Raw genomic sequence first — 21,696 nt, forward strand, 5'->3', positions numbered from 1 at the left:
TCTCTCCACGCCCACCAAGGGCGCTGCAGACGAACGTCGCGTATCCAACGCGCGCCGGCACTCCAGGATGAGTTCCCCGAATACGAGTACGGAAGACCGTTCCGGCGCGCCTCCATTGACTCCGGGAGGCCCTCGGTGAACGCCTGGAAATTCGGACCTCTGGCCTGGCTCTGCCTGTCCAGCTTCTCCACCGCAACGCTCGCCGGCGTCCTCGATGAGGGCTGGTTCGGCGCCAGCAGCCCTGAGCAGCGCAGCCTGGCCCCCAGCCAACTGATCGAACAGACCGGCGGCCAGCGCCTGACACCAGAGCTCGACGCGCCGGCCGCGCACCGTCTGCTGGACCTCAACCAGGCCGTGCAGATGGCCGTCAACCGCCACCCCTCCATTGCCGATGCCATCGCCACCCTGGCGCAACAGGGCGACGGCATTGCCATGGCCCGTTCCGGCTACTACCCCCAGGTGAAAATGGGCCTGGGCCGGGGCGACACCACCCAGAACGGCACCAGCCAGACCGCCTCGCTGTCGGTCTCGCAACTGCTCTATGACTTCGGCAAGGTCGCCGGCAGCGTCGACAGCGCCCAAGCGCAGTCACGGCGGCAACAGGCGCTGGTCCTCAAGCAGATCGACTTGATCTCCCGGCAGACCGCCGAAGCGACGATCGACCTGCACCGCTACCGTCTCCTCGGGCGTATCGCCGATGAGCAGGTGAGCGCCATGGAACGTGTCTATGCGATGACCCAGGACCGTGCGGGGGCCGGCGTTACCAGCCGTTCCGACCCGATCCAGGCGCTGGCCCGGGTCGACGCCGCGCGCGCCAACCAACTGCAGATCCGCTCGCAGTACCACCAGGCCCAGGAGCGTCTGCGCACCCTGGTCGGTGGCCCGGTTTCCGGCGAGATCGCCGCGCTCTCCGACGACCAGGCCGCCCGCGTCGACCTGGCTCGGCGCCTGGACACCAGCATCCTGCCCGATGTGCTGGCCGCCGAAGCCGAGCGCCAGACCGCCGAGGCGCAGCTGCGGGTCGCCAAGGCCGACCGCATGCCAACCGTGAGCATTGAGGCTGCCAGCACCAAGGCGCTGAGTGGCGACAACCCCAGCACCTATGAGCGCCATGGCAGCGACAACAGCATCAGCCTGAACTTCACCTCGACCCTTTACCAGGGGGGCGGCCTGCGTGCCCAGGTGCGCGCCGCTACCAACGCCCTGGAAGCCGCGCGGCAACGCATCGAGGACGCGCGCCTGTCGGCCAGCGACCAGATGCGCAACATGCGCGAACAGATCATCGGCAACCGCGCGCGCCTGGGGGTGCTCGGCAGCCGCAAGCGCAACCTCGACGAATCCCGCGAGCTGTACCGCGAGCAGTACAAACTCGGTACCCGCTCGATCCTCGACCTGCTCAACACCGAGCAGGAGTACTACCAGGCACTCTCCGACGAGGAAATGGTCCGCCATGACCTCTGGCTGGGCCAGGTCGGCCTGGTCGATGCCCAGGGCCGTGGCCGTGAGTTCTATGGCCTGAACTACACCACCGTACAGGGCATGGAGGTGCTGCCATGAGTCTGGCTCCGCAATCCGCACGCTGGCTGGACGCGATGCTCGCCGTCGCCCGCCACTACGGCATCGGTGTCTCCGAGGAGGGCGCACGTGTCGCCCTGGCCTGGGAGCAGGGCGCCTCCGCCGACCTGATGCTGCTGCACATGGCCAAGAGCCTGGGGCTCGCCCTGCGCTTCGGCAAACTCTCGGTCGAGTTGCTCGATGCCTGGCGCCTGCCGCTGGTGGCGGAGTTCGACGACGGCAGCGTCTGCGTCGTGCAGACCATCGACGGCGAGGGCAACCTCGGCGTGCTGTTCAGTGGCGACAAAGGCCTGGAAACCCGCATCGGCGTCGAAGAGTTCCGTCAGCGGGTGCGTCGCGTGGCAATCCTCCGGCCGCAGGTGGCGGTCCCCGACGCGCGCGTCGACCAGTACATCCGGCCATACCGGCGCAACTGGTTCTGGAGCATCGCCCTGCGCGACTGGAAGCGCTACGGCGATGTCATGCTCGCCTCGCTGGTGGCCAATGTCCTGGCCCTGGCCGGGGTGATCTTCTCCATGCAGGTCTACGACCGGGTAGTCCCGGCCAACTCCGAAGCGACCCTGTGGGTGCTGTTCGGCGGGGTGATGCTGGCGATCGTCTTCGAGTTCTGCCTGCGCGTTTCGCGCACCCATATCTCCGACACGGTCGGCAAGCGCGCCGACCTGCGCATCTCCGACGTGGTCTTCGGCCGCGCGCTGCGCCTGCGCAACTCTGCACGCTCGCGCTCCACCGGCACCTTCATCTCCCAGCTGCGCGAGATCGACCAGGTGCGCGACCTGTTCACCTCGACCACCGTCGGGGCATTGGCCGACCTGCCGTTCTTCCTGCTGTTCCTGGTGGTGCTGTGGATGGTCGGCGGCCCGCTGGTGTTTGTTGCCCTGGGTGCCGTGCCGCTGCTGGTGATCCCCGGCATGCTGATCCAGAAGCCGCTGGAACGTCTGTCCAACGAAGGCATGCGCGAGTCGGCGTTGCGCAACGCGATGCTGGTGGAGGCGGTGCAGGGCATCGAGGACATCAAGCTGCTGCGTGCCGAGGCGCGTTTCCAGAACCAGTGGAACAACGTCAACGATGTGTCCGCCGGCATCAGCATGCGCCAGCGCTTTCTCACCAGCCTGCTGATGAGCTGGACTCAGGAAGTCCAGGGTATCGTCTATGCCCTGGTGTTGGCCCTGGGCAGTTACCTGGTGATGCAGGGCGACATGACCACTGGTGCCCTGGTGGCCTCGTCGATCCTCGCCTCGCGGATGATCTCGCCGCTGGCACAGATGGCCTCGGTGTTCTCCCGCTGGCAGACCGCCAAGGTCGCGCGCAAGGGCCTCGACGAGCTGATGAGCCGGCCGGTGGACCAGCCCGAACGCGCCCGCCGTGTTCACCGCGCGGCCCTCAATGGCAATTACCAGCTCGATGGCGTGAGCTTCCGCTACGGCGACAACGACAAGCGCCCGGCGCTGATGGTGCCGCAGCTGCAGATCCGCGCTGGCGAGAAGATCGCCATCCTCGGCCGCATCGGCTCCGGCAAGTCGACCCTGCTCAACCTGCTGTCGGGCATGCACAGCCCGCAGGAAGGTCGCGTCTCGCTGGACGGCCTGGACCTGGCAATGATCGACACCGCCGACGTGCGCCGCGACATGGCCATGCTGCCGCAGAGCTCGCGGCTGTTCTACGGCACCATCCGCGAGAACATCCTGCTCGGCGCGCCGATGGCCAGCGATGCCATGGTCACCCAGGCACTGTCCCTGTCCGGGGCGCTGTCCTTCGTGCAGGCGCTGCCCGATGGCCTCGACGAGGTGATCCTCGAAGGCGGCCAGGGCCTCTCCGGCGGCCAGCGCCAGACCCTGTTGCTGGCCCGCACGCTGATCCGCAATCCGTCCATCGTGCTGCTCGACGAACCGACCGCCAACTTCGACGAGATGACCGAACGCCAGGTGATCGACGCCATGGGCCCGTGGATGGCGCCGCGCACGCTGGTGGTCGCGACCCACCGCATGCCGGTCCTGAAATGGGTCGACCGGATCATCCTCATCGACAACGGGCGGGTAGTGCTGGACGGTCCCAAAGACAAAGTCCTCAAGGAGCTGACCCAATGACCGACCTCAAGCTCCCGGTAGCCAAGACGGACGTCCCGCCGGCTCTCCCGCAGACCACGGTCTCCACGCCACGTGCGCACCAGCGTGGCGCCCCGGCGGAGCCGCCGCTGCCGCGCTCCAGCCTGGTGGTGTGGCTGATCGCAGCCATGCTCGGGGCATTTGCCGTATGGGCCAGCCTGTTCTCCCTGGATGAAGTCTCCACCGGTAGCGGCAAGGTGGTGCCGTCCTCCCGCGAACAGGTCATCCAGTCCCTGGAGGGCGGCATCCTGGTTTCGCTCAACGTTCACGAGGGCGATCTGGTCGAAGCCGGCCAGGTCCTTGCCCAGCTCGACCGCACCCGCAGCGAATCAGCGGTGGAGGAGAGCGCTTCGCGCATGCGCGCCGCCAAGGCCGAGGCCGCGCGGCTGTATGCCGAGGTCAACGGTACGCCGCTGAACTTCCCCGAGGATGTGCAGACCTTCCCCGACCTGGTGAGCAGCGAGACGGCGCTCTACCACTCGCGCAAGGACAGCCTGGCGAAGAACCTGGCGGGCATCAATGACGCCCTGGGGCTGGTGCGCCGTGAGCTGGCGATGACCCAGCCGCTGGTGGCGCGTGGCGCTGCCAGCGACGTGGAAGTGCTGCGGTTGCGGCGCCAGGCCAACGAACTGGAGCGCAAGGCCACCGAGCTGCAGACCCAGTACGTGGTCAAGGCCCGCGAAGACCTGGCCAGGGCCAATGCCGAGATCGAGGCACAGAGTTCGGTCACCCGTGGCCGCTCGGACGCTTTGCACCGCACCACCTTCACCTCGCCGCTACGTGGCATCGTCAAGGACATCGCGGTCACCACGGTCGGCGGCGTCGTGCCGCAGGACGGCAAGCTGATGGAGATCGTCCCAGTGGATGAGAAATTGCTGGTCGAGGCCCATATCTCACCGCGCGATGTCGCCTTCATCCGTCCCGGACTGGACGCCACGGTGAAGATCACCGCCTACGACTACTCGATCTACGGCGGCCTGCATGGCAAGGTCACGACCATCTCCCCGGATACCATCCAGGACGAGGTGAAGCGCGAGGTCTTCTACTACCGGGTGTTCATCCGCACCGACGTCGATCACCTGACCAACAAGGACGGCAAGCGTTTCGATATCGTTCCGGGGATGATCGCCACGGTGGATATCCACACCGGCAACAAGACCATCCTCGACTACCTGCTCAAACCGCTGAACAAGGCCCGCGAGGCCTTGCGCGAGCGCTGAGCCAGCAGCGACACCCGATGGCCATCCACGATGGCTTGGAAACCCCGCCACCCTGGCGGGGTTTTTCTTTTCCGCTGTCATCAGAAAGTCACCGCAGCGTTCATACTCAAGGGGCATCGACGCCGGACGCGTCGATTGCGGAAGCAGTTTCCGCCATTCGCTTGTCATAGCCAGAAGGAGCGCGCTGCGGGCCGGAGAATCCCCGCCGCGACGCCCCCGGCAATGACGGCCGAATGGACGGCCGCATCGATATTTCGGAAGGCCCGCGCCCCGGCGCCCGGCTTCCTTCGTCAAGGAATACAGCATGTCCCCAAGACCGGTTAACAACGCCTCGGTCAGCCCCAAGGGCAGCCTCGAAACCCTTTCCCAACGTGAAGTGCACCAGCTCAGCGAAGCGGGCTCGGGCAGTACCTACAAGCTTTTCCGCCAGTGTGCCCTGGCCATCCTCAACACCGGCACGCAGATCGACAACGCCAAGCACATCCTCGACGCCTACCGCGACTTCGAGCTGGAAATCCACCAGCAGGACCGCGGCGTGCGCCTGGAACTGTTCAACGCGCCGGCCGATGCCTTCGTCGACGGCGAGATGATCGCCAGTACCCGCGAGATGCTCTTCAGCGCCCTGCGGGACATCGTCTACACCCAGAATGCGCTGAACAGCCGGCGCTTCGGCCTGGACAGCTCGGCCGGCATCACCGACTACGTCTTCCACCTGCTGCGCAACGCCCGCGCCCTGCGCGCCGGCGTGGAGCCGAAGATCGTGGTTTGCTGGGGCGGCCACTCCATCAGCACCAACGAATACAAGTACACCAAGAAAGTCGGCCACGAACTGGGCCTGCGCAGCCTCGACGTCTGCACCGGCTGTGGCCCGGGCGTGATGAAGGGCCCGATGAAGGGCGCCACCATCGGCCACGCCAAGCAGCGCATCACTGACGGCCGCTACCTGGGCCTGACCGAGCCGGGGATCATCGCCGCCGAGGCGCCGAACCCCATCGTCAACGAACTGGTGATCCTGCCGGACATCGAAAAGCGCCTGGAGGCCTTCGTTCGCGTCGGCCACGGCATCATCGTGTTCCCCGGCGGCGTCGGTACGGCGGAGGAGTTCCTCTACCTGCTGGGCATCCTGATGCACCCGGAGAACCAGGACATGCCGTTCCCCCTGGTGCTCACCGGCCCGCGCAGTGCAGCGGCCTACATCGAGCAACTGCACGCCTTCGTCGGCGCGACCCTGGGCGAGGCGGCGCAGCAGCGCTACCGCATCATCATCGACGACCCGGCAGAAGTGGCGCGGGAAATGAGCGAGGGGCTCAAGCGGGTCAAGCAGTTCCGCCGCGAGCGCAACGACGCCTACCACTTCAACTGGCTGCTGAAGATCGACGAGGGCTTCCAGCGCCCGTTCGAGCCGACCCACGAGAACATGGCCGCCCTCGACCTGGGCCGCGATGTGCCGCCCCACGAACTGGCGGCAAACCTGCGCCGGGCGTTCTCCGGCATCGTCGCGGGTAACGTGAAGGACCGTGGCATCCGCATGATCGAGGAGTTCGGCCCGTACGAGATCCACGGTGATGCGGCCATCATGGAGCCACTGGATGCGCTGCTGCAGGCCTTCGTCGAGCAGCACCGGATGAAACTGCCGGGCGGTGCGGCGTATGAGCCTTGCTACCGGGTCGTGCAGCGCTCCGGAGTGGCGGCAGTATGACTTTGTAGGAGCGAGCTTGCTCGCGAACCGCACAGCATCGGAGTTGCCGGGAAGTGTTCGCGAGCAAGCTCGCTCCTACGAAGAGCGCAAAGCAAAAAGCCCCGCCAGGATGCGGGGCTTTTTCATACGGGCGTTACGTTCAGGATCAGGAGAAGGCTTACAGATCGAAATCGTAGTCGGACAGTTGGCGCTGCAGGCGACGCTCTTCCAGGTAGTTGTCGATGATGCGGCGCTTGGTCAGGTTGGTCTTGGCGACCTCTGCCGTGGCTTCTGCGCCGTCATCGCTGTCGTCTGTGCTGACATCGTCCTCGAGTTCGAGGTCTTCTTTGTCGTTTGCCATTCGGTGCACTCCACAACACGGGGTGTGTTGGCGCCCCTTATATCGACAAAGGAGTGGACGGTAAAAAAGATTTTTTCAATCAGCCTGAAGGAATTTTCCCATAACGCTCAATCGTCCGAAGTCTTGTGCTTGTACTCGCACAGGTCCTCGATCCGGCAGCTGCCACACTGCGGCTTGCGCGCCTTGCAGACGTAGCGCCCATGCAGGATCAGCCAGTGGTGCGCATCCAGCAGGTATTCCTTGGGCACGAACTTGAGCAGCTTGCGCTCCACCTCCAGCACATTGCGCCCTGGCGCAATGTTGGTGCGGTTGGAAACGCGGAAGATATGCGTGTCCACCGCCATTGCCGGCTGTCGGAAAGCCGTGTTGAGGACCACGTTCGCGGTCTTGCGACCCACGCCGGGCAAGGCTTCCAGGTCTTCACGGTTCTCCGGCACCTGGCCGCCGTGCTTCTCGATGAGGATGCGGCAGGTCTCGATGGTGTTCTTCGCCTTGCTGTTGTACAGACCGATGGTCTTGATGTACTCCGACAGGCCCTCCACGCCCAGGGCGTAGATCGCTTCCGGGGTATTGGCCACCGGGTAGAGCTTGGCGGTGGCCTTGTTCACCCCCACGTCGGTGGCCTGGGCGGAGAGCAGCACCGCGATCAGCAGCTCGAAGGGCGAGCTGTAGGCCAGTTCGGTTTCGGGGTTGGGGTTGTCTTCCTTGAGTCGGCGGAAAATCTCCGCGCGCTTGGCGGCATTCATTCGATCACTCCGGTCACGCGGACGCGCTGGCGCTCGGTGGCGGGTACGTCGCCCGCCTGCGCCTTGGCGCGGTCCGCCAGGCTTTCATCAATACGGTTCTTGAGGGCGATCAGCAGGCCCAGCACCAGGAAGGCGCCGGGCGGCAGCACCGCCAGCAGCAGGCCCTGGTAGCCAGGGACCTGTACTTTCCAGTCGGCGGCGGCCGGGCCGAACAGCAGCTCCATGCCGGCCAGCAGGGTGCCATGGCCGAGCAGTTCGCGCAGGGTGCCGATGATCAGCAGGACCAGGGCGAAGCCCAGGCCCATCATCAAACCGTCGAAGGCCGAGCGCGCCACGTTGTTCTGCGAGGCGAAGGTTTGCGCGCGGCCGAGGATCACGCAGTTGGTGGTGATCAGCGGCACGAAGATGCCCAGCACCTGGTACAGCTCGAAGCGCCAGGCCTGCATCAGCAGTTCGATGCAGGTGGTCAGGGTAGCGATGACCAGCAGGAACGCCGGCAGGCGCGCGGCCTCGCTCAGCGTGCTGCGGATCAGCGAGACGCTGACGCTGGAGCAGACCAGCACGAAGAGTGTCGCCAGCCCCAGGCCGAGGGCGTTGACCATGGAGCTGCTGGTGCCCAGCAACGGGCACAGGCCGAGCAGTTGCACCAGGCCGGGGTTGTTCTTCCACAGCCCCTGCAGGGCGATTTCGCGGTAGCCGGGGTCATTCATGGTTCTCTCCCGAGGCGGGGGCGAGCAGCTCTGCTTTGTGCGCGTCGAAGTACTGCAGCGCCAGGTGCGTGGCCTTGACCACCGCGCGCGGGGTGACGGTGGCGCCGGCGAACTGGTCGAACTGGCCGCCGTCCTTCTTCACCTTCCAGCCATTGTCGCCCGGATCAGTCAGCGACCGTCCGTCGAAGCCGTGCAGCCAGTCGCTCTTGCCCAGTTCGATACGATCGCCCTGGCCCGGCGTTTCATGATGGGCCACGACCCGCACGCCGAGCAGGCGGCCCTGCGCAGTCACGCCGACCAGCAACTGGATCGAGCCGCCATAGCCATCCCGCGCCACGGGCTGGAGTACGACCGCCGTGGTCTGGCCCCGGAGCCGGGCGATGTAAGCGGGTGCCGGCTCGTCGCGGCCCAGCAGCTTGGGATCGAAAGCGCTGACTTCGGTTTCCAGCGGATGGTTGTCATAGCTGCCCCTGGGCAGCAGCTCCAGCAGCGTGCGGCCACGCGCTTCGCGCTGGGCGGTATCGATGCGCTGGGCGGTGAGCTGGTGAACGGTCGCCACCACGCCCGTGGCGATCAGTGCGACCAGTCCCAGTGCCAGGGCGCTCTTGAGCAGTTCGCGGTTCATCGTTCACCTGCCTTGAAACCCTGCTCGGGCTTCTTGTGCCCGTAGGTTCGCGGGCGGGTGAAGGCGTCGATGGTTGGCGCGGCGAGGTTCATCAGCAGCACGGCGAAGGCCAGGCCGTCGGGGTAGCCGCCCCAGGCGCGGATCACGTAGGTGAGCACGCCGACGCCGATGCCGAATACCAGCCGGCCACGGTTGCTGGTGGCGCCGGACACCGGGTCGGTGACGATGAAGAAAGCGCCGAGCATGCTCGCGCCGCTGAACAGGTGCAGCAGCGGCGAGCCGTGGGAGTCCGAGCCGGAGCCGTTCCAGAACAGCAGGCTCATGACGAACAGCCCGCCGAGCATGCCCACCGGCGCGTGCCAGGTGAACAGCTTGCGCCAGAGCAGGAACAGGCCGCCGGCGAGGAAGGCCAGGTTCACCAGCTCCACGCCGCGCCCGCCGACACTGCCAAAAGCCGGCGACTGCGCCAGCAGTTCCTCCATGGTCAGGCTGTGGTTGTTGCGCACCACGTCCAGCGCGGTGGCGCCAACCCAGGCGTCCGGCGCCTGGCTGGCGAAGCCGAAGATCTGCCGCAACCCTTCGCCGAAGCCAAGCGCGCTGTCCGGCGCTGGCCACTGGCTCATCAGTTGCGGAAAGGACACCAGCACCACCGCGTAGCCGACCATCGCCGGGTTGAACGGGTTCTGCCCGAGGCCGCCGTAGAGGTGTTTGCCGAAGACCAGCGCGAACACCGTGGCGACCGCGCTCAGCCACCATGGCGAGTAGGGCGGCAAGGCCAGGGCGAGCAGCACGGCGGTGACCAGCGCGCTGCCGTCCTTGAGGAAGAATGCCAGCGGCCGATCGCGCAGCTTGAGCATCACGGCCTCGGTGGCGAGTGCGAGCAGGCTGCACCAGAGCAGGTTGAAGAGGGTGCCCACGCCGTACAGGCCGATCAGCACCAGCGCGCCAGGCGCGCAGGAGGCCAGCAGCGTCAGCATGACCCTCTGTGTACGGTTGCTGCCGGTGGCGTGAGGAGAGCTGATGCGAGGAAGCTTCATGCAGGCGCCTCGCCATTGGCATCGGCGACGGCACGTTCGGCCGCTTGCAGGCGTTCGCGGGCGGAGGCCAGGGCGTGGTCGCCGGCGCCTTCGCGCTCAAGCTTCTTCAAGTCGGCACGGGCGTAGGCCAGTTCGGTCTTGGCGGCGCGCAGGGCGGCTGTCACCGGGCGCTTGTCGGTACGCACGAGGTCCGGCGGCGCCTTGCCGCTGGCGTCTTCGGCGGCGTGCAGGGCGGCTTCCGCGGCAGCGAGGGTCAGGCGGATCGCGTCCAGTTCCTCGGCGGTGGCACCTTCGCGTTCAGCGGCGCGCAAGGCATCGCGCTGGGTGATGTAGGCCAGCTTGGCCTGGCGCAGGGCGAGTACGCCGTCGACGGGCTGGGCGGCTTGCGGATCGGTCGGCACAGCGGCCCCTTGCAATTCGTTGAGTTGGCGTTCGATGCGCTCCACGTCCGCACGCAAGGAGGCGAGGGTGGCGCGCTGCTCGTCCGTGGGGGATTCGCCGAAGGCCTTTTCGGATTTCTTCAGTTGGGCACGGGCCATGGCGGCGTCGATCTTCGCTTTCTTCAGCGCGGCTTCATTGGTGGCCGGCGCAGCGAATGGCGTCGGCGCGGCGCTGGTGCCCTCCGATTCGGCAGCCGCCAGTGCGGCCTTGGCCTCCTCGGCGGCGACGCGCAATTCGGCCACCTGGGCGCGCAGTTGGTCGGTGTCGTGGGTGGCCAGTTGCTTCTCGGCTTTCTTCAGCGCCACCTGGGCCATGCTCGCTTCGATCTTCAGGCGCTTGAGTTGGTCCGGCGCATTGCCCACGGCCTTCTCGGCCTTCACCCGTTCGATGACCGATTGCGCGGCCGGCGCGCTCGGCGATGCGATCTCGGGCTGTTCTTCCTGCACACGCGCGGCGCGTTCCTGGCGGGCCAGGCGGTCGGCGGCGCGCCGATCTTCTTCGTTGCGCAGGCGCTCCTGGCGTTGTTCGAAGCGCAGGCGCGATTGCTCGGCCTTCAACTGCCGCTGTTCCAGTTCGCGGATCTCGGCCTTGGACGCGCGATAGTACTGCACAAGCGGAATGCTCGACGGGCAGACGTAGGCACAGGCGCCGCACTCGATGCAGTCGAACAGGTTGTGCGCCACGAGTCGCTCGTGATCCTCCGCGAAAAAGTACAGCTGCTGCGGCAACAGGTTGGCCGGGCAGACCTGCGCGCAATCGCCACAGCGGATGCACGGCATGGCTGGCGCCGGCAATGGCAGCTCTTCGCGGGTGGCGGCCAGCAGGCAGTTGGCGGTCTTGAGCAGCGGCGCGTCGAGCGATGGCAGGCTGTCGCCCATCAGCGGGCCGCCGAGGATCAGCCGGTCAAGCTTGTCGAGATCGAGGCCGGCGAAATCCAGCAACTCGCCCATCGGCGTGCCGATCAGCGCTTCGACGTTGCACGGGCGCGCCAGCGCGGCGCCGGCCAGGGTGGTGATGCGCGAGATCAGCGGTTGCCCGCGCAGCACGGCGTCGGCCACTGCAACGGCGGTGGCGACGTTCACGCAGAGCATGCCGATGTCTGCCGGCAGGCCGCCGGAAGGGACTTCGCGGCCGGTGAGAACCTGGATCAGCTGGCGCTCGCCGCCCGAAGGGTAACGGGTCGGGATCGCCTGCAGCCGGATGTTCCGCTCACCGATGGCGGCCTGCACGGCGGCGATGGCCTGGGGCTTGTCGTCCTCGATGCCGACCAGCACCTGTTGCGGCTGGAGGACGTGCATCAGCACCTCGATGCCTTCCACCAGTTCGACGGCGCGTTCGCGCATCAGCAGATCGTCGGCGCTGATGTACGGCTCGCACTCAGCGCCGTTGATGATCAGGGTATGCAGGTCGTCCTGCGTGCGGGAGGCCAGCTTGGCGGCGGTGGGGAAGCCGGCGCCGCCGAGGCCGGCGATGCCCGACTGGCGGATGCGCTCCAGCACTTCGACGCCGGAGTGCGAGGTGTAGTCGGACAGGGGCACACGCGTGGCCCATTCCTCTGCGCCGTCGCTTTCAATGACGATGGCGGGCGCTGTCAGGCCGGATGGGTGTGGGTAAGGCTGCTCGCCCACCGCGACCACGACACCGGAAGTCGGCGCATGCAGCGCGGCGCTGATGGCGCTGCTGGCTTCCGCAATCAGCTGACCCTTGAGCACGCGCTGGCCGGCTTCGACACAGGCGCGCGCGGGCTCACCGATATGCTGTTGCAGGGGTAGTACAAGCCGGCGTGGCAGTGGCGGATGCTGGATCGGCGTGGCGGTGGATTGCTGCTTGTTGGCCGGCAATGTGAGGCCGCCCGGGAAATTCCAGACCTGCATGTTCATGCCGCCTGCTCCCGGTCGCTGTGGATCAGTCGGCCCTGCGGCAGCGGCCACTTCCAGTCGGCGACGCCTGCCGGCAGGTCGCGCATTTCGATGCAGTCCACCGGGCAGGGTTCCAGGCACAGGTCGCAGCCGGTGCACTCGTCGACGATCACCGTGTGCATCAGCTTGGCGGCGCCGACGATGGCGTCCACCGGGCAGGCACGGATGCACTTGGTGCAACCGATGCACTCCGCTTCGCGGATATAAGCCACGCGCAGCGGGGTTTCCTCGGCGGCGTCCAGCGGCAGCGGTTCGACGTCCAGCAGGTCGGCGAGCGCGGCGATGGTCGCGGCGCCACCGGGCGGGCACTTGTTGATCGCATCGCCGTCGGCGATGGCCTGGGCGTAGGGCTTGCAGCCGGCATAACCGCACTGGCCGCACTGGGTTTGCGGCAGCAGGTCGTTGATCTGCACGGCGATCGATTCGTCAGCGACCTTCACCCGCGCCGACGCCAGGCGCAGCGCCACGGCGCCGGCGAGGCAGAGCAGGATGATCAGCAGCGCCGAGATCATGGCTTGAGCAGCCCGCTGAAGCCCATGAACGCCAGGGACATCAGGCCCGCGGTGATCATGCCGATGGCCGCGCCCTTGAACGGTTTGGGCACGTCGGCGATGGCGATGCGCTCGCGCAGGGCGGCGAACAGCACCAGCACCAGGGTGAAGCCCAGCCCGGCGCCGAATCCCTGGACGATGGACTGCACAAAGCCGAATTCGGGCTTGCGGGCATTCAGCAGGGCCACGCCCAGCACGATGCAATTGGTGGTGATCAGCGGCAGGAAGATGCCCAGCCCGCGGGCCAGCAGCGGGCTGGTCTTCTTCACCAGCAGCTCGGTGAACTGCACCACCAGGGCGATCACCAGGATGAAGCCGATGGTACGCAGGAACTCCAGGTCCAGCGGTTGCAGCACGTAGCGCTGCAGGATGTAGCTGACGGCCGAGGCGAGGGTGAGGACGAAGGTGGTCGCCAGGGCCAGCGCAAACGCCGCCTCAATCTTGCGCGACACGCCCATGAACGGGCAGATGCCGAGGAACTGCACCAGCACGAAGTTGTTGACCAGGATGGCGCTGACCAGGATCAGGGCGAGTTCGGTCATGGCCGGGCACTCGCAGCCAGGCGCGAGGGGAGGCGGATCATGCTCGGAGACCGGTGGTCGGCGGGTTGATGGCGACGAGAGTGCATAGGTCGAATACAAGGTGCGAAGTAGGTAATTGTACCTCCCCGAAATCAGTTGCGGTGCCAGGGGCGGCGGGAGGAACATCAGCGGCTGCCGAACCTGATCGGTTCCCCTCACGGAAGTCGCGATGCGCAAAACTCTGTCCGGACGCCTCACCGCACTCTGCCTGCTGTTCTCCAGTGGCCTGGCTTCGGCTGCCCCCTTGACCACGTCTGACCTGGTCAGTTGGCCGCGGATGAATGTCGCCGATTTCGCCTGCCTGCTGGAACAGCGCACCGGTCACGCCGACGCGCAGTTCAGCTGCGCCGCCAGCAAGAAGCTGAGCAACTGGGGCGACGCCTGCCATGACACCGACCTCAGCTACGCCGGCCCGCAGTTGCCCGAAGCCTTGGCGCGGCAACTGAACCCGCATGTCACGGCGGTGGACCTGGACTGGGAGTACGGCCGCCTGCAGTCGGTGAACGTCACCTTCGACAAGATCATGACCGCGGAGGAAGTCGCGGACATCTTCCCGGACGTGAACCTGGAAGAGCCGACATCACGGGAAAACCTGAGCAACGCCTCGCTGCAGGACTGCGCCGAAGACGCCTCCTGCCTCTACCTGGAAGGCTTCGAGCACCTGGGCGGCGGCGATGTGGACTGCGAGGACGCTCAGTAGGTCATGCAGGCGGCGTTGAGCAGCCCCACGCACAGCGAGGCGCCGCCGAGGAACACGCCGTGGGCCAGGGTGTTGTCGGCAATGCCGCCCTTGAGCTCCGGCACCACGCGCGACAGCCCGAGGAATACCAGCACCTGCACCAGCATGGCGATCGCGCCCCAGATCAGCATGTCGATGATGCTGACGCTGTGGGCGATGGCGCTTGCCAGCGGCAGGGCGAAGCCGAGCAAGGTGCCGACCAGCGCCACGGCGGCACTGATGTTGCCCTGGCGGATCAGCTGGATTTCCGCGTAGGGCGTCAGGCGGATGTAGAGGCTGGTGAACAGGCCGAACAGGCCAATGGCCGCGGCAAAATACGCGAGAAAGTTGGGCAGGGTCTGCAGCAGGTTCATGGCAAATCCTTCAGACGAAATAGTGGGGGACGAAGCGGCTGCTGTCGCGGGTGATGGCACTGGCGTCCTCGCGGATGCCTAGGCCGGCGGCCTGGCCGTCGATCACCCAGCAGCCGAGTACGGCGTAGTTGTCGCCGTCCCTGGCCAGCGGTGCGTAGCCCTGGTAGATGCAGGGCGCGTCGGCGTGGGGGCCGTCGCTTTCCAGCTGCAGATCGCCGGCGACGATGCGGATGTTCTCGCCCTCACGCGAATACAGCGGCTTGCGCACGTAGGCGCCAGGAACGTCCTGGCGGTAGCTGGCCGGTAGCAGGTTCGGATGGCCGGGGTTGAGCTTCCAGAGGATTGGCAGCATGGCCTTGCTCGACATCAGCAGCTTCCAGGCGGGCTCCAGGAAGCGTACATCGCTGCGTTCCAGGTGTTCGGCAAAGCTGTCCTGCAGCAGCCACTCCCAGGGATAGAGCTTGAAGCAGTGACGGATGTCCTGCTCGTACTGGTCGATGAAGGTGCCGCGCCCGGCGTGGTGGCCGATGAATTCCAGCGGCAGGTAGCGTGTCGGCAAGCCGGCCTGGTGCGCGGTGTCGAGCAGGTAGAGGACATTGCCAGTGTCTTCCTCGTGGCCATCGATGGCAGTGAAGTGCAGCGTGCCGTCGGGGGCGATGGCCTTCCAACGCGCGATCAGCTTCTCGTGCAGCGAGTTGAACTGGTCGGCGTCCGGGTTCACGTCATTGAGCCATTGCCACTGCACCACGCTGGCCTCCAGCAGGCCGGTCGGCGTGTCGGCGTTGTACTCGAGCATTTTCGGCTGGCCTTCGCCGTTCCAGGCGAAGTCGAAGCGGCCATAGAGACTCGGGTCCTGGCGCTGCCAGGAGCGGATGATTTCCTCGCGGGCACCCGGCGGTAGCTGGAAGGGCTCGAAGTGGCCGGTGCGGATCACCCATTCCACGCACTCCAGGTAGCGCTGGTGCAGGTCTTCGCTGGCGGCCTCCAGCGTCTCGATCTGTTCGAGGCCGAATTCATAGGCCACCGATTCGTCCCAGTACAGGCCGTCGATGCTGTGGAAGGTGAAGCCGACCGCCTCGCAGCGCTCGCGCCAGTCGGGGCGCGGCGTCATCGCCAGACGACGCATCAGCCGCCCCCGGAGAAGCGGGCGCCGGAGTGGCCGAAGCCACCGCGGGTGACCAACTGACGCGACTGTACCTGGTAGGTCTGCGCGGTCTTCGGTCGTGAGCCGTCCTCGTAGCTCGGCCCGCGATAGCGCCCGGAGCTGCTGCCGACGTAACTTCCGCCGCTGCTGCTGGCAGATTCCGGCTCGCAGGCGTTAGGCGTGTTGCCCCAGTCCTTCAGGCAGTCCTCGCGGTTGGCGTAGAGGTCGCGGTACACCGGGTTGTGGTGCAGCACGCTGTAGAGCACCCCGCCGGTGAGCAGGGTGGTGAAGACGATGTTGGATTTCTTCATGCTTTGTTCGCGGCGCGCCTGGAACCGAGTTTTCGCCACAACCAGCGCAGGATCAGGCCGGCGACCAGCAGCACGACCAGCAGTGGCAGGCCGAAGGCGGCGACCTGGATGGCATTGACGGTGCCGTCGGTGAGTTCGTCCAGCGAGTTGCCGAAGGCCCTGCCGATGCGTGACCAGCGACCGGTCGGCTGGTATTCGCTGGAGAAGTCCAGGGTCAGCAGGTTGGCGGCAATGCGTCGCTGTTGTTGGGCGGAGTCCTGGCGGGCGGCCTGCAACTGCTGCTCGACTTCGGCGGTGGCCTTGGCCAGGGCCAGCAGGTCGCTGACGCTCATGTCCTTGCGGCCCTGGAAGCCCTGCAGGGTCTGGTACTCACGCTCCAGGCGCTCGCGCAGCTGCTGGTTGTCGCTCACCGCCTGGGCGAGGTCTTCGGCCTGGGTGCGGCGGCTTTGCAGTTGGCCGCCTTCGGCCGCTAGGGCGACGAGCTTTTCCACGCCGTCGGGGACGATGCGAACCACGAGATGCGCGTTGCGCATCTGGCTGTCGCCGCTCTGCTCGATGGCGATCAGCTCGCAGGGGCCGAAGCGGTCCTGGGTACAGGCATCGCGGGAGGCGGCCAGTTGCGCGTCGATGCGCTCGCTGGCCAGGCGGATGCTGACCTGGTGTTCATAGGCGAGGAAGGAACCGGCTTTTGCCGCTTCCCCTTGGAAAGCGGCGCCGGAACCGGCGGCGTGCTCCGAGGGAGCGCCGCAGCCGGTAAGGGCGGCGCTCAGGGCGAGCGCTGCCCAGTGGTGCAGTTTCATCGATGGCCTCCTTGCCGTCCGATGCTTACTTGACGCGCTGGCCGGGCTTGGCGCCGCTGTCCGGGCTGAGCAGGTAGATCTCTTCACCGCCGGGGCCGGCGGCCAGGACCATGCCTTCGGAGACGCCGAACTTCATCTTGCGCGGGGCCAGGTTGGCCACATACAGGGTCAGGCGGCCTTCGAGCTTGCTCGGGTCCGGGTAGGCGCTCTTGATGCCGGAGAACACGTTGCGCTTCTCGTCGCCGATGTCCAGGGACAGGCGCAGCAGCTTGTCGGCGCCCTCGACGAACTCGCACTTCTCGATCAGCGCGATGCGCAGGTCGACGGCGGCGAAGGCGTCGAAGTTGATTTCCGCGGCGAGCGGGTCCTTGGTCAGTTCACCGTTGCCCGCAGGTTTCGGGGCGCTGGCGAGGAGGTCTTCCTTGGAGGCTTCGATCATGGCTTCGATTTTCGCGGGCTCGATACGGGTCATCAGCGGGTTGAACGGGTTCAGTTGGTGATTGGCCAGCAGTTGCTCGTGGTCGGCCCATTTCAGCGGGGCGACGTTGAGGAAGGCTTCGGCGGCAACGGCCAGCTTCGGCAGTACGGGCTTGAGGAAGATCACCAGCTGGCGGAACAGGTTCACGCCCAGGGCGCAGATGGCCTGGACCTCGTCCTGCTTGCCTTCCTGCTTGTTCAGCGACCAGGGCGCCTTGTCGGCGATCCAGGCGTTGGCCTGGTCGGCCAGGGCCATGATTTCGCGCATGGCGCGGCCGAAATCACGGGCTTCGTAGGCGGCGGCGATGCTCGGCGCCGCGTCCTTGAAGGCCTGGGCCAGTTCCGGCGCGGGGTTGGCGTCCACCAGCAGGCCGTTGTTGCCCTTGTGGATGAAGCCGGCGCAACGGCTGGCGATGTTGACCACCTTGCCGACCAGGTCGGAGTTGACCTTCTGCACGAAGTCCTCGAGGTTCAGGTCGAGGTCGTCCACGCCGCGGCCCAGCTTGGAGGCGTAGTAGTAGCGCAGGTATTCCGGGTCCAGGTGATCCAGGTAGGTGCGCGCCTTGACGAAGGTGCCGCGCGATTTGGACATCTTCTGGCCGTTGACGGTCAGGTAGCCGTGCACGTTCAGCGCGGTCGGCTTGCGGTAGCCGGCGCCTTCGAGCATGGCCGGCCAGAACAGCGCGTGGAAGTTGACGATGTCCTTGCCGATGAAGTGGTACAGCTCGGCGTCCGAGCCCTGCTTCCAGTAGGCGTCGAAGTCCAGTTCCGGGCGGCGTGCGCAGAGGTTCTTGAAGCTGGCCATGTAGCCGATCGGCGCGTCCAGCCAGACGTAGAAATACTTGCCCGGCGCATCGGGGATCTCGAAGCCGAAGTACGGTGCGTCGCGGGAGATGTCCCACTCCTGCAGGCCGGAGTCCAGCCATTCGGCGAGCTTGTTGGCCACCGATTCCTGCAGGGCGCCGCTACGGGTCCACTGCTGCAGCATGGCCTGGAAGTCAGGCAGCTTGAAGAAGTAGTGCAGCGACTCCTTGAGCACCGGGGTGGCGCCGGAGATGGCCGATTTCGGGTCCTTCAGCTCGGTGGGCGCATAGGTCGCGCCGCAGGCTTCGCAGTTGTCGCCGTACTGGTCGGCGGTGCCGCACTTCGGGCAGGTGCCCTTGATGAAGCGGTCGGCCAGGAACATCTGCTTTTCCGGGTCGAAGTACTGGGTCACCGGGCGGGTGGCGATGTGGCCGGCGTCGCGCAGCTTCAGGTAGATGGCCGAGGACAGCTCGCGGTTCTCTTCCGAATGGGTCGAGTGGTAGTTGTCGAACTCCACCAGGAAGTCGGCGAAATCGCCCATGTGCTCGGCGCGCACACCGTCGATCAGTTGCTCGGAGGTAATGCCTTCGCGCTCGGCGCGCAGCATGATGGCCGAACCGTGGGCATCGTCCGCGCACACGTACACCGCCTGGTTGCCACGCATCTTCTGGAAGCGAACCCAGATGTCGGTCTGGATGTACTCCAGCATGTGACCGAGGTGGATCGAACCATTGGCGTAGGGCAGGGCGCTGGTGACGAGGATCTTGCGGGCTTCGGACATGATGATCGGCCGTTCCGGTTAAAACGAGAGAATCGGCAACTATATAGGGCTGGGGCGAAATTTTCATCCGTAGGCCGCCTGGCTGTAGGGGAGGGGCGACTGCGACGGATTGGTGCTTGAGCCGTTCGCGAGCAAGCTCGCTCCTACGAAGAGCATGATTGCGCAGGCCCGGAATGTAGGGGCGAGCTTGCTCGCGAACCTGGCCTACCCCCGATGATCCCGAGCAAGGGGCGGACGAGAGGCGTAAGATGCCCGCCTATTCTGCTCAGTCTTTCATCGGGAGTACCCATGAGCGCCGTTACCCGTGCCACTGTGGAGGCCGTCCTCCGCCAGATCAACGACCCCCACACCGGCCAGAACCTGCTGGACGCCGGCTACCTGCACGAGCTGGACATCCAGGGCGGACGCGTCGCGCTGACCCTGGAACTGGGTTACGCCGCCGGCCTGTTCAGGAACGGCCTGGCGCAGACCGTGCAGATGGCCCTGGAGGCGCTGGACGGCGTCGACTCGGCCCAGGTCAAGGTGGAAACTCACATCGCCGCGCACAAGGCCCAGGCCCAGGTGCCGGGCATGAGCAACGTGAAGAACATCATCGCCGTCGCCTCCGGCAAGGGCGGCGTGGGCAAGTCCACCACCGCCGCGAACCTCGCGCTGGCGCTGGCCCGCGAAGGTGCCAAGGTCGGCATCCTCGACGCCGACATCTATGGCCCGAGCCAGGGCATCATGTTCGGCATCCCCGAGGGCACCCGGCCGAAGATCCGCGACCAGAAGTGGTTCATCCCGCTGGAAGCCCACGGCGTGGAAGTCATGTCCATGGCCTTCCTCACCGACGACAACACCCCGGTGGTCTGGCGTGGCCCGATGGTTTCCGGTGCGCTGATCCAGTTGATCACCCAGACCGCCTGGAACGACCTGGATTACCTGGTCATCGACATGCCGCCGGGCACCGGCGACATCCAGCTGACCCTCGCGCAGAAGGTCCCGGTGGCCGGTGCGGTCATCGTCACCACCCCGCAGGACCTGGCCCTGCTGGACGCCAAGAAGGGCGTGGAGATGTTCCGCAAGGTCAACATCCCGGTGCTGGGCGTGGTGGAGAACATGGCTGTGCACATCTGCTCCAACTGCGGCCATGCCGAGCACCTGTTCGGCGAAGGCGGCGGCGAGAAGCTGGCGGCGCAGTTCGGCGTCGACCTGCTGGCCTCGCTGCCGTTGTCCATGGCCATCCGCATGCAGGCCGACGGCGGCAAGCCCACCGTGGTTGCCGACCCGGAAAGCCAGCTGGCGATGATCTACCAGGAAACCGCGCGCTGCGTCGGCGCCCGCATCGCCCTGAGCGAGAAGGCCGCGCCGGCCATGCCGAATATTTCCATCAGCGACGATTGAAGGCGCGACAATGCCACCGGGCGCGCCCCTTTGCCGGCTGGCGCGCCTGCCGGTAAGATTCGCCTTCTTTTTCAACCGCCGCACAGGACACCCGCCATGAGCATCAAATCGGACAAGTGGATTCGCCGCATGGCTCAGGAGCACGGCATGATCGAGCCGTTCGTCGAGCGCCAGATTCGTGGTGCCGATGACAGCCGGGTGATTTCCTACGGCGTTTCCAGCTATGGCTACGACGTGCGCTGCGCCGCCGAATTCAAGGTGTTCACCAACATCCACTCGGCGGTGGTCGACCCGAAGAACTTCGACGAGAAGAGCTTCGTGGACATCAACAGCGACGTCTGCATCATTCCGCCGAACTCCTTCGCCCTGGCCCGCACCGTCGAGTACTTCCGTATCCCGCGCGATGTGCTGACCATCTGCCTGGGCAAGAGCACCTACGCGCGCTGCGGCATCATCGTCAACGTGACCCCGCTGGAACCGGAGTGGGAAGGCCACGTGACCCTGGAGTTCTCCAACACCACCAACCTGCCGGCGAAGATCTACGCCCACGAAGGCGTGGCGCAGATGCTGTTCCTGCAGTCGGACGAGGCCTGCGAAGTCTCCTACCGTGATCGCGGTGGCAAGTACCAGGGCCAGACCGGCGTTACCCTGCCCAAGGCCTGATGGCCCTGTGCTGCACGAAGAACCGGGCCTTGGCCCGGTTTTTTGTTGGAACGAAGAATCTGTAGGAATGGGCTTGCTCGCGAGCGCCCGGCTCGATTTCCACCGGAGGAAGGGTTCGCGAGCAAGCGCGCTCCTACAAGGGACAGTGGGCCAGGACGAACTCCGCACGGCTCCGCAGGCTGCACAGGGGCAGTTCCAGTACTCGATAGCCCAGCTCTTCGTATGCCTCGGCCATCATCGCCGCCGTTCGCTGCGCTTCGGCGAAGCCCTGCCGGCGTTCCGCGTCATTGTGGTAGATGGCTTCCCATGCAGGCGCCAGGAACACGGTCCGCCCGTAGCGCAGCTCCTGTGCAGCGGTTACCAGCGCTTCGGGGATCGGCAAGCCGCACAGCCGCGCGTACCCCAGCACGTCCGGCAGGCCGCGATCGAACAGCCACAACCCACCGCTATCGAGCGCCTGCGCACGCGTCGCCAGCGCGTGCTCGAACATTTCCTGGCAGAAGGCTTCCCGGTTTGCCCACGGCAGCGCATGGCCGCCACTGGCCAGTTGCTCGCGGATGATGGCGCGGCCGCCTTCCTCGACGATGTTCAGGCCGTGATGGCGGTGCAGGTGATCGAGCAGTGTGCTCTTGCCGGCGCCGGGGCCGCCGGTGATGACGATGAGGGATTCGGGCATGGCGATGACTCCTGGG

General features: G+C 66.2%; 21 protein-coding genes. 7 read left to right on the forward strand and 14 right to left on the reverse strand.

The window, feature by feature from the left end; all coding sequences use genetic code 11:
* The first annotated feature begins 135 nt into the window (after nt 1–135).
* From RS899_RS03165 to ppnN, 4 genes are all read left to right on the forward strand, one after another.
* A complete protein-coding gene (locus RS899_RS03165; RefSeq protein WP_054908853.1) occupies nt 136–1,557 on the forward strand; it encodes a TolC family outer membrane protein in 1,422 nt (473 codons plus the stop codon).
* The gene (locus RS899_RS03170) at nt 1,554–3,662 is read left to right on the forward strand and encodes a type I secretion system permease/ATPase (protein WP_054908852.1); all 2,109 of its coding nucleotides are present in this window, start codon (nt 1,554–1,556) and stop codon (nt 3,660–3,662) included. Before RS899_RS03165 ends, RS899_RS03170 begins: the two co-directional genes overlap by 4 nt.
* Nucleotides 3,659–4,900 carry an HlyD family type I secretion periplasmic adaptor subunit gene (locus RS899_RS03175; RefSeq protein ID WP_315809071.1) on the forward strand — a complete coding sequence of 414 codons (1,242 nt, stop codon included), beginning with the start codon at nt 3,659–3,661 and terminating at the stop codon, nt 4,898–4,900. Before RS899_RS03170 ends, RS899_RS03175 begins: the two co-directional genes overlap by 4 nt.
* 304 nt (nt 4,901–5,204) lie before the next feature.
* The gene (ppnN, locus tag RS899_RS03180) at nt 5,205–6,599 is read left to right on the forward strand and encodes a nucleotide 5'-monophosphate nucleosidase PpnN (RefSeq protein WP_054908851.1); all 1,395 of its coding nucleotides are present in this window, start codon (nt 5,205–5,207) and stop codon (nt 6,597–6,599) included.
* Between the two features lie 157 nt (nt 6,600–6,756).
* On the opposite strand, the gene RS899_RS03185 is transcribed toward ppnN, so the two are convergent.
* The 8 genes from RS899_RS03185 to rsxA form a co-directional block, all read right to left on the reverse strand.
* Nucleotides 6,757–6,939, reverse strand: a complete 183-nt coding sequence (locus RS899_RS03185) for a PA3496 family putative envelope integrity protein (RefSeq protein WP_017521020.1) — start codon at nt 6,937–6,939, stop codon at nt 6,757–6,759.
* Between the two features lie 107 nt (nt 6,940–7,046).
* On the reverse strand, nt 7,047–7,685 hold the full coding sequence (gene nth, locus RS899_RS03190; RefSeq protein WP_037016056.1) for an endonuclease III: 639 nt from the start codon (nt 7,683–7,685) through the stop codon (nt 7,047–7,049).
* Nucleotides 7,682–8,395, reverse strand: a complete 714-nt coding sequence (locus tag RS899_RS03195; protein ID WP_315809072.1) for an electron transport complex subunit E — start codon at nt 8,393–8,395, stop codon at nt 7,682–7,684. Before RS899_RS03195 ends, nth begins: the two co-directional genes overlap by 4 nt.
* Nucleotides 8,388–9,020, reverse strand: coding sequence for an electron transport complex subunit RsxG (gene rsxG / locus RS899_RS03200; RefSeq protein ID WP_315809073.1), 633 nt, complete (start codon nt 9,018–9,020; stop codon nt 8,388–8,390). The genes RS899_RS03195 and rsxG overlap by 8 nt, the downstream gene beginning before the upstream one ends.
* Nucleotides 9,017–10,057, reverse strand: a complete 1,041-nt coding sequence (locus RS899_RS03205; RefSeq protein WP_315809074.1) for an RnfABCDGE type electron transport complex subunit D — start codon at nt 10,055–10,057, stop codon at nt 9,017–9,019. The genes rsxG and RS899_RS03205 overlap by 4 nt, the downstream gene beginning before the upstream one ends.
* On the reverse strand, nt 10,054–12,378 hold the full coding sequence (gene rsxC, locus RS899_RS03210; protein ID WP_315809075.1) for an electron transport complex subunit RsxC: 2,325 nt from the start codon (nt 12,376–12,378) through the stop codon (nt 10,054–10,056). Before rsxC ends, RS899_RS03205 begins: the two co-directional genes overlap by 4 nt.
* Entirely contained in the window at nt 12,375–12,929 is a 555-nt protein-coding gene (gene rsxB / locus RS899_RS03215) for an electron transport complex subunit RsxB (protein WP_315809076.1), read from the reverse strand. The genes rsxC and rsxB overlap by 4 nt, the downstream gene beginning before the upstream one ends.
* A complete protein-coding gene (gene rsxA / locus RS899_RS03220; protein WP_315809077.1) occupies nt 12,926–13,510 on the reverse strand; it encodes an electron transport complex subunit RsxA in 585 nt (194 codons plus the stop codon). Before rsxA ends, rsxB begins: the two co-directional genes overlap by 4 nt.
* A gap of 208 nt (nt 13,511–13,718) precedes the next feature.
* Between rsxA and RS899_RS03225 the strand changes: the two genes are divergently transcribed.
* On the forward strand, nt 13,719–14,249 hold the full coding sequence (locus RS899_RS03225) for a hypothetical protein (protein ID WP_315809078.1): 531 nt from the start codon (nt 13,719–13,721) through the stop codon (nt 14,247–14,249).
* Here RS899_RS03225 and RS899_RS03230 read toward each other — a convergent pair.
* Genes RS899_RS03230 through metG form a run of 5 tightly spaced genes read right to left on the reverse strand, consistent with a single transcriptional unit; the run spans nt 14,243 to nt 18,958 of the window.
* Nucleotides 14,243–14,641 carry a DUF350 domain-containing protein gene (locus RS899_RS03230; protein ID WP_315809079.1) on the reverse strand — a complete coding sequence of 133 codons (399 nt, stop codon included), beginning with the start codon at nt 14,639–14,641 and terminating at the stop codon, nt 14,243–14,245. The genes RS899_RS03225 and RS899_RS03230 overlap by 7 nt on opposite strands.
* Nucleotides 14,642–14,651: 10 nt before the next feature.
* The gene (locus tag RS899_RS03235; RefSeq protein ID WP_315809080.1) at nt 14,652–15,767 is read right to left on the reverse strand and encodes a glutathionylspermidine synthase family protein; all 1,116 of its coding nucleotides are present in this window, start codon (nt 15,765–15,767) and stop codon (nt 14,652–14,654) included.
* Nucleotides 15,767–16,096, reverse strand: coding sequence for a hypothetical protein (locus tag RS899_RS03240; protein WP_054908840.1), 330 nt, complete (start codon nt 16,094–16,096; stop codon nt 15,767–15,769). The genes RS899_RS03235 and RS899_RS03240 overlap by 1 nt, the downstream gene beginning before the upstream one ends.
* Nucleotides 16,093–16,890, reverse strand: a complete 798-nt coding sequence (locus RS899_RS03245; RefSeq protein WP_409978068.1) for a DUF4349 domain-containing protein — start codon at nt 16,888–16,890, stop codon at nt 16,093–16,095. Before RS899_RS03245 ends, RS899_RS03240 begins: the two co-directional genes overlap by 4 nt.
* A 31-nt stretch (nt 16,891–16,921) precedes the next feature.
* Nucleotides 16,922–18,958 carry a methionine--tRNA ligase gene (gene metG, locus RS899_RS03250; protein WP_233298246.1) on the reverse strand — a complete coding sequence of 679 codons (2,037 nt, stop codon included), beginning with the start codon at nt 18,956–18,958 and terminating at the stop codon, nt 16,922–16,924.
* A 288-nt stretch (nt 18,959–19,246) separates the two neighbouring features.
* On the opposite strand from metG, the gene apbC reads away from it, so the two are divergent.
* The gene (apbC, locus tag RS899_RS03255; protein ID WP_315809082.1) at nt 19,247–20,341 is read left to right on the forward strand and encodes an iron-sulfur cluster carrier protein ApbC; all 1,095 of its coding nucleotides are present in this window, start codon (nt 19,247–19,249) and stop codon (nt 20,339–20,341) included.
* Between the two features lie 96 nt (nt 20,342–20,437).
* Nucleotides 20,438–21,004: a dCTP deaminase gene (gene dcd, locus RS899_RS03260; RefSeq protein ID WP_017521037.1), complete on the forward strand. Its 567-nt coding sequence runs from the start codon at nt 20,438–20,440 to the stop codon at nt 21,002–21,004.
* Nucleotides 21,005–21,137: 133 nt separating this feature from the next.
* Here the strand turns inward: dcd and RS899_RS03265 are convergent, their stop codons facing one another.
* Nucleotides 21,138–21,680 carry an AAA family ATPase gene (locus RS899_RS03265; protein WP_315809083.1) on the reverse strand — a complete coding sequence of 181 codons (543 nt, stop codon included), beginning with the start codon at nt 21,678–21,680 and terminating at the stop codon, nt 21,138–21,140.
* Nucleotides 21,681–21,696: the final 16 nt, after the last annotated feature.

Origin of the sequence: Pseudomonas sp. C9-3 (assembly GCF_032392015.1) — a bacterium.
Classification (GTDB): domain Bacteria; phylum Pseudomonadota; class Gammaproteobacteria; order Pseudomonadales; family Pseudomonadaceae; genus Pseudomonas; species Pseudomonas nitroreducens.

Coding starts and splice junctions, on each gene's coding strand:
- dcd (WP_017521037.1), top strand. CDS start 20,438: ATGAGCATCAAATCGGACAAGTGGATTCGCCGCATGGCTCAGGAGCAC.
- rsxG (WP_315809073.1), bottom strand. CDS start 9,020: ATGAACCGCGAACTGCTCAAGAGCGCCCTGGCACTGGGACTGGTCGCA.
- rsxB (WP_315809076.1), bottom strand. CDS start 12,929: ATGATCTCGGCGCTGCTGATCATCCTGCTCTGCCTCGCCGGCGCCGTG.
- RS899_RS03265 (WP_315809083.1), bottom strand. CDS start 21,680: ATGCCCGAATCCCTCATCGTCATCACCGGCGGCCCCGGCGCCGGCAAG.
- nth (WP_037016056.1), bottom strand. CDS start 7,685: ATGAATGCCGCCAAGCGCGCGGAGATTTTCCGCCGACTCAAGGAAGAC.
- RS899_RS03185 (WP_017521020.1), bottom strand. CDS start 6,939: ATGGCAAACGACAAAGAAGACCTCGAACTCGAGGACGATGTCAGCACA.
- RS899_RS03175 (WP_315809071.1), top strand. CDS start 3,659: ATGACCGACCTCAAGCTCCCGGTAGCCAAGACGGACGTCCCGCCGGCT.
- rsxC (WP_315809075.1), bottom strand. CDS start 12,378: ATGAACATGCAGGTCTGGAATTTCCCGGGCGGCCTCACATTGCCGGCC.
- RS899_RS03225 (WP_315809078.1), top strand. CDS start 13,719: ATGCGCAAAACTCTGTCCGGACGCCTCACCGCACTCTGCCTGCTGTTC.
- RS899_RS03170 (WP_054908852.1), top strand. CDS start 1,554: ATGAGTCTGGCTCCGCAATCCGCACGCTGGCTGGACGCGATGCTCGCC.
- RS899_RS03230 (WP_315809079.1), bottom strand. CDS start 14,641: ATGAACCTGCTGCAGACCCTGCCCAACTTTCTCGCGTATTTTGCCGCG.
- RS899_RS03205 (WP_315809074.1), bottom strand. CDS start 10,057: ATGAAGCTTCCTCGCATCAGCTCTCCTCACGCCACCGGCAGCAACCGT.
- metG (WP_233298246.1), bottom strand. CDS start 18,958: ATGTCCGAAGCCCGCAAGATCCTCGTCACCAGCGCCCTGCCCTACGCC.
- ppnN (WP_054908851.1), top strand. CDS start 5,205: ATGTCCCCAAGACCGGTTAACAACGCCTCGGTCAGCCCCAAGGGCAGC.
- RS899_RS03240 (WP_054908840.1), bottom strand. CDS start 16,096: ATGAAGAAATCCAACATCGTCTTCACCACCCTGCTCACCGGCGGGGTG.
- RS899_RS03235 (WP_315809080.1), bottom strand. CDS start 15,767: ATGCGTCGTCTGGCGATGACGCCGCGCCCCGACTGGCGCGAGCGCTGC.
- RS899_RS03195 (WP_315809072.1), bottom strand. CDS start 8,395: ATGAATGACCCCGGCTACCGCGAAATCGCCCTGCAGGGGCTGTGGAAG.
- apbC (WP_315809082.1), top strand. CDS start 19,247: ATGAGCGCCGTTACCCGTGCCACTGTGGAGGCCGTCCTCCGCCAGATC.
- rsxA (WP_315809077.1), bottom strand. CDS start 13,510: ATGACCGAACTCGCCCTGATCCTGGTCAGCGCCATCCTGGTCAACAAC.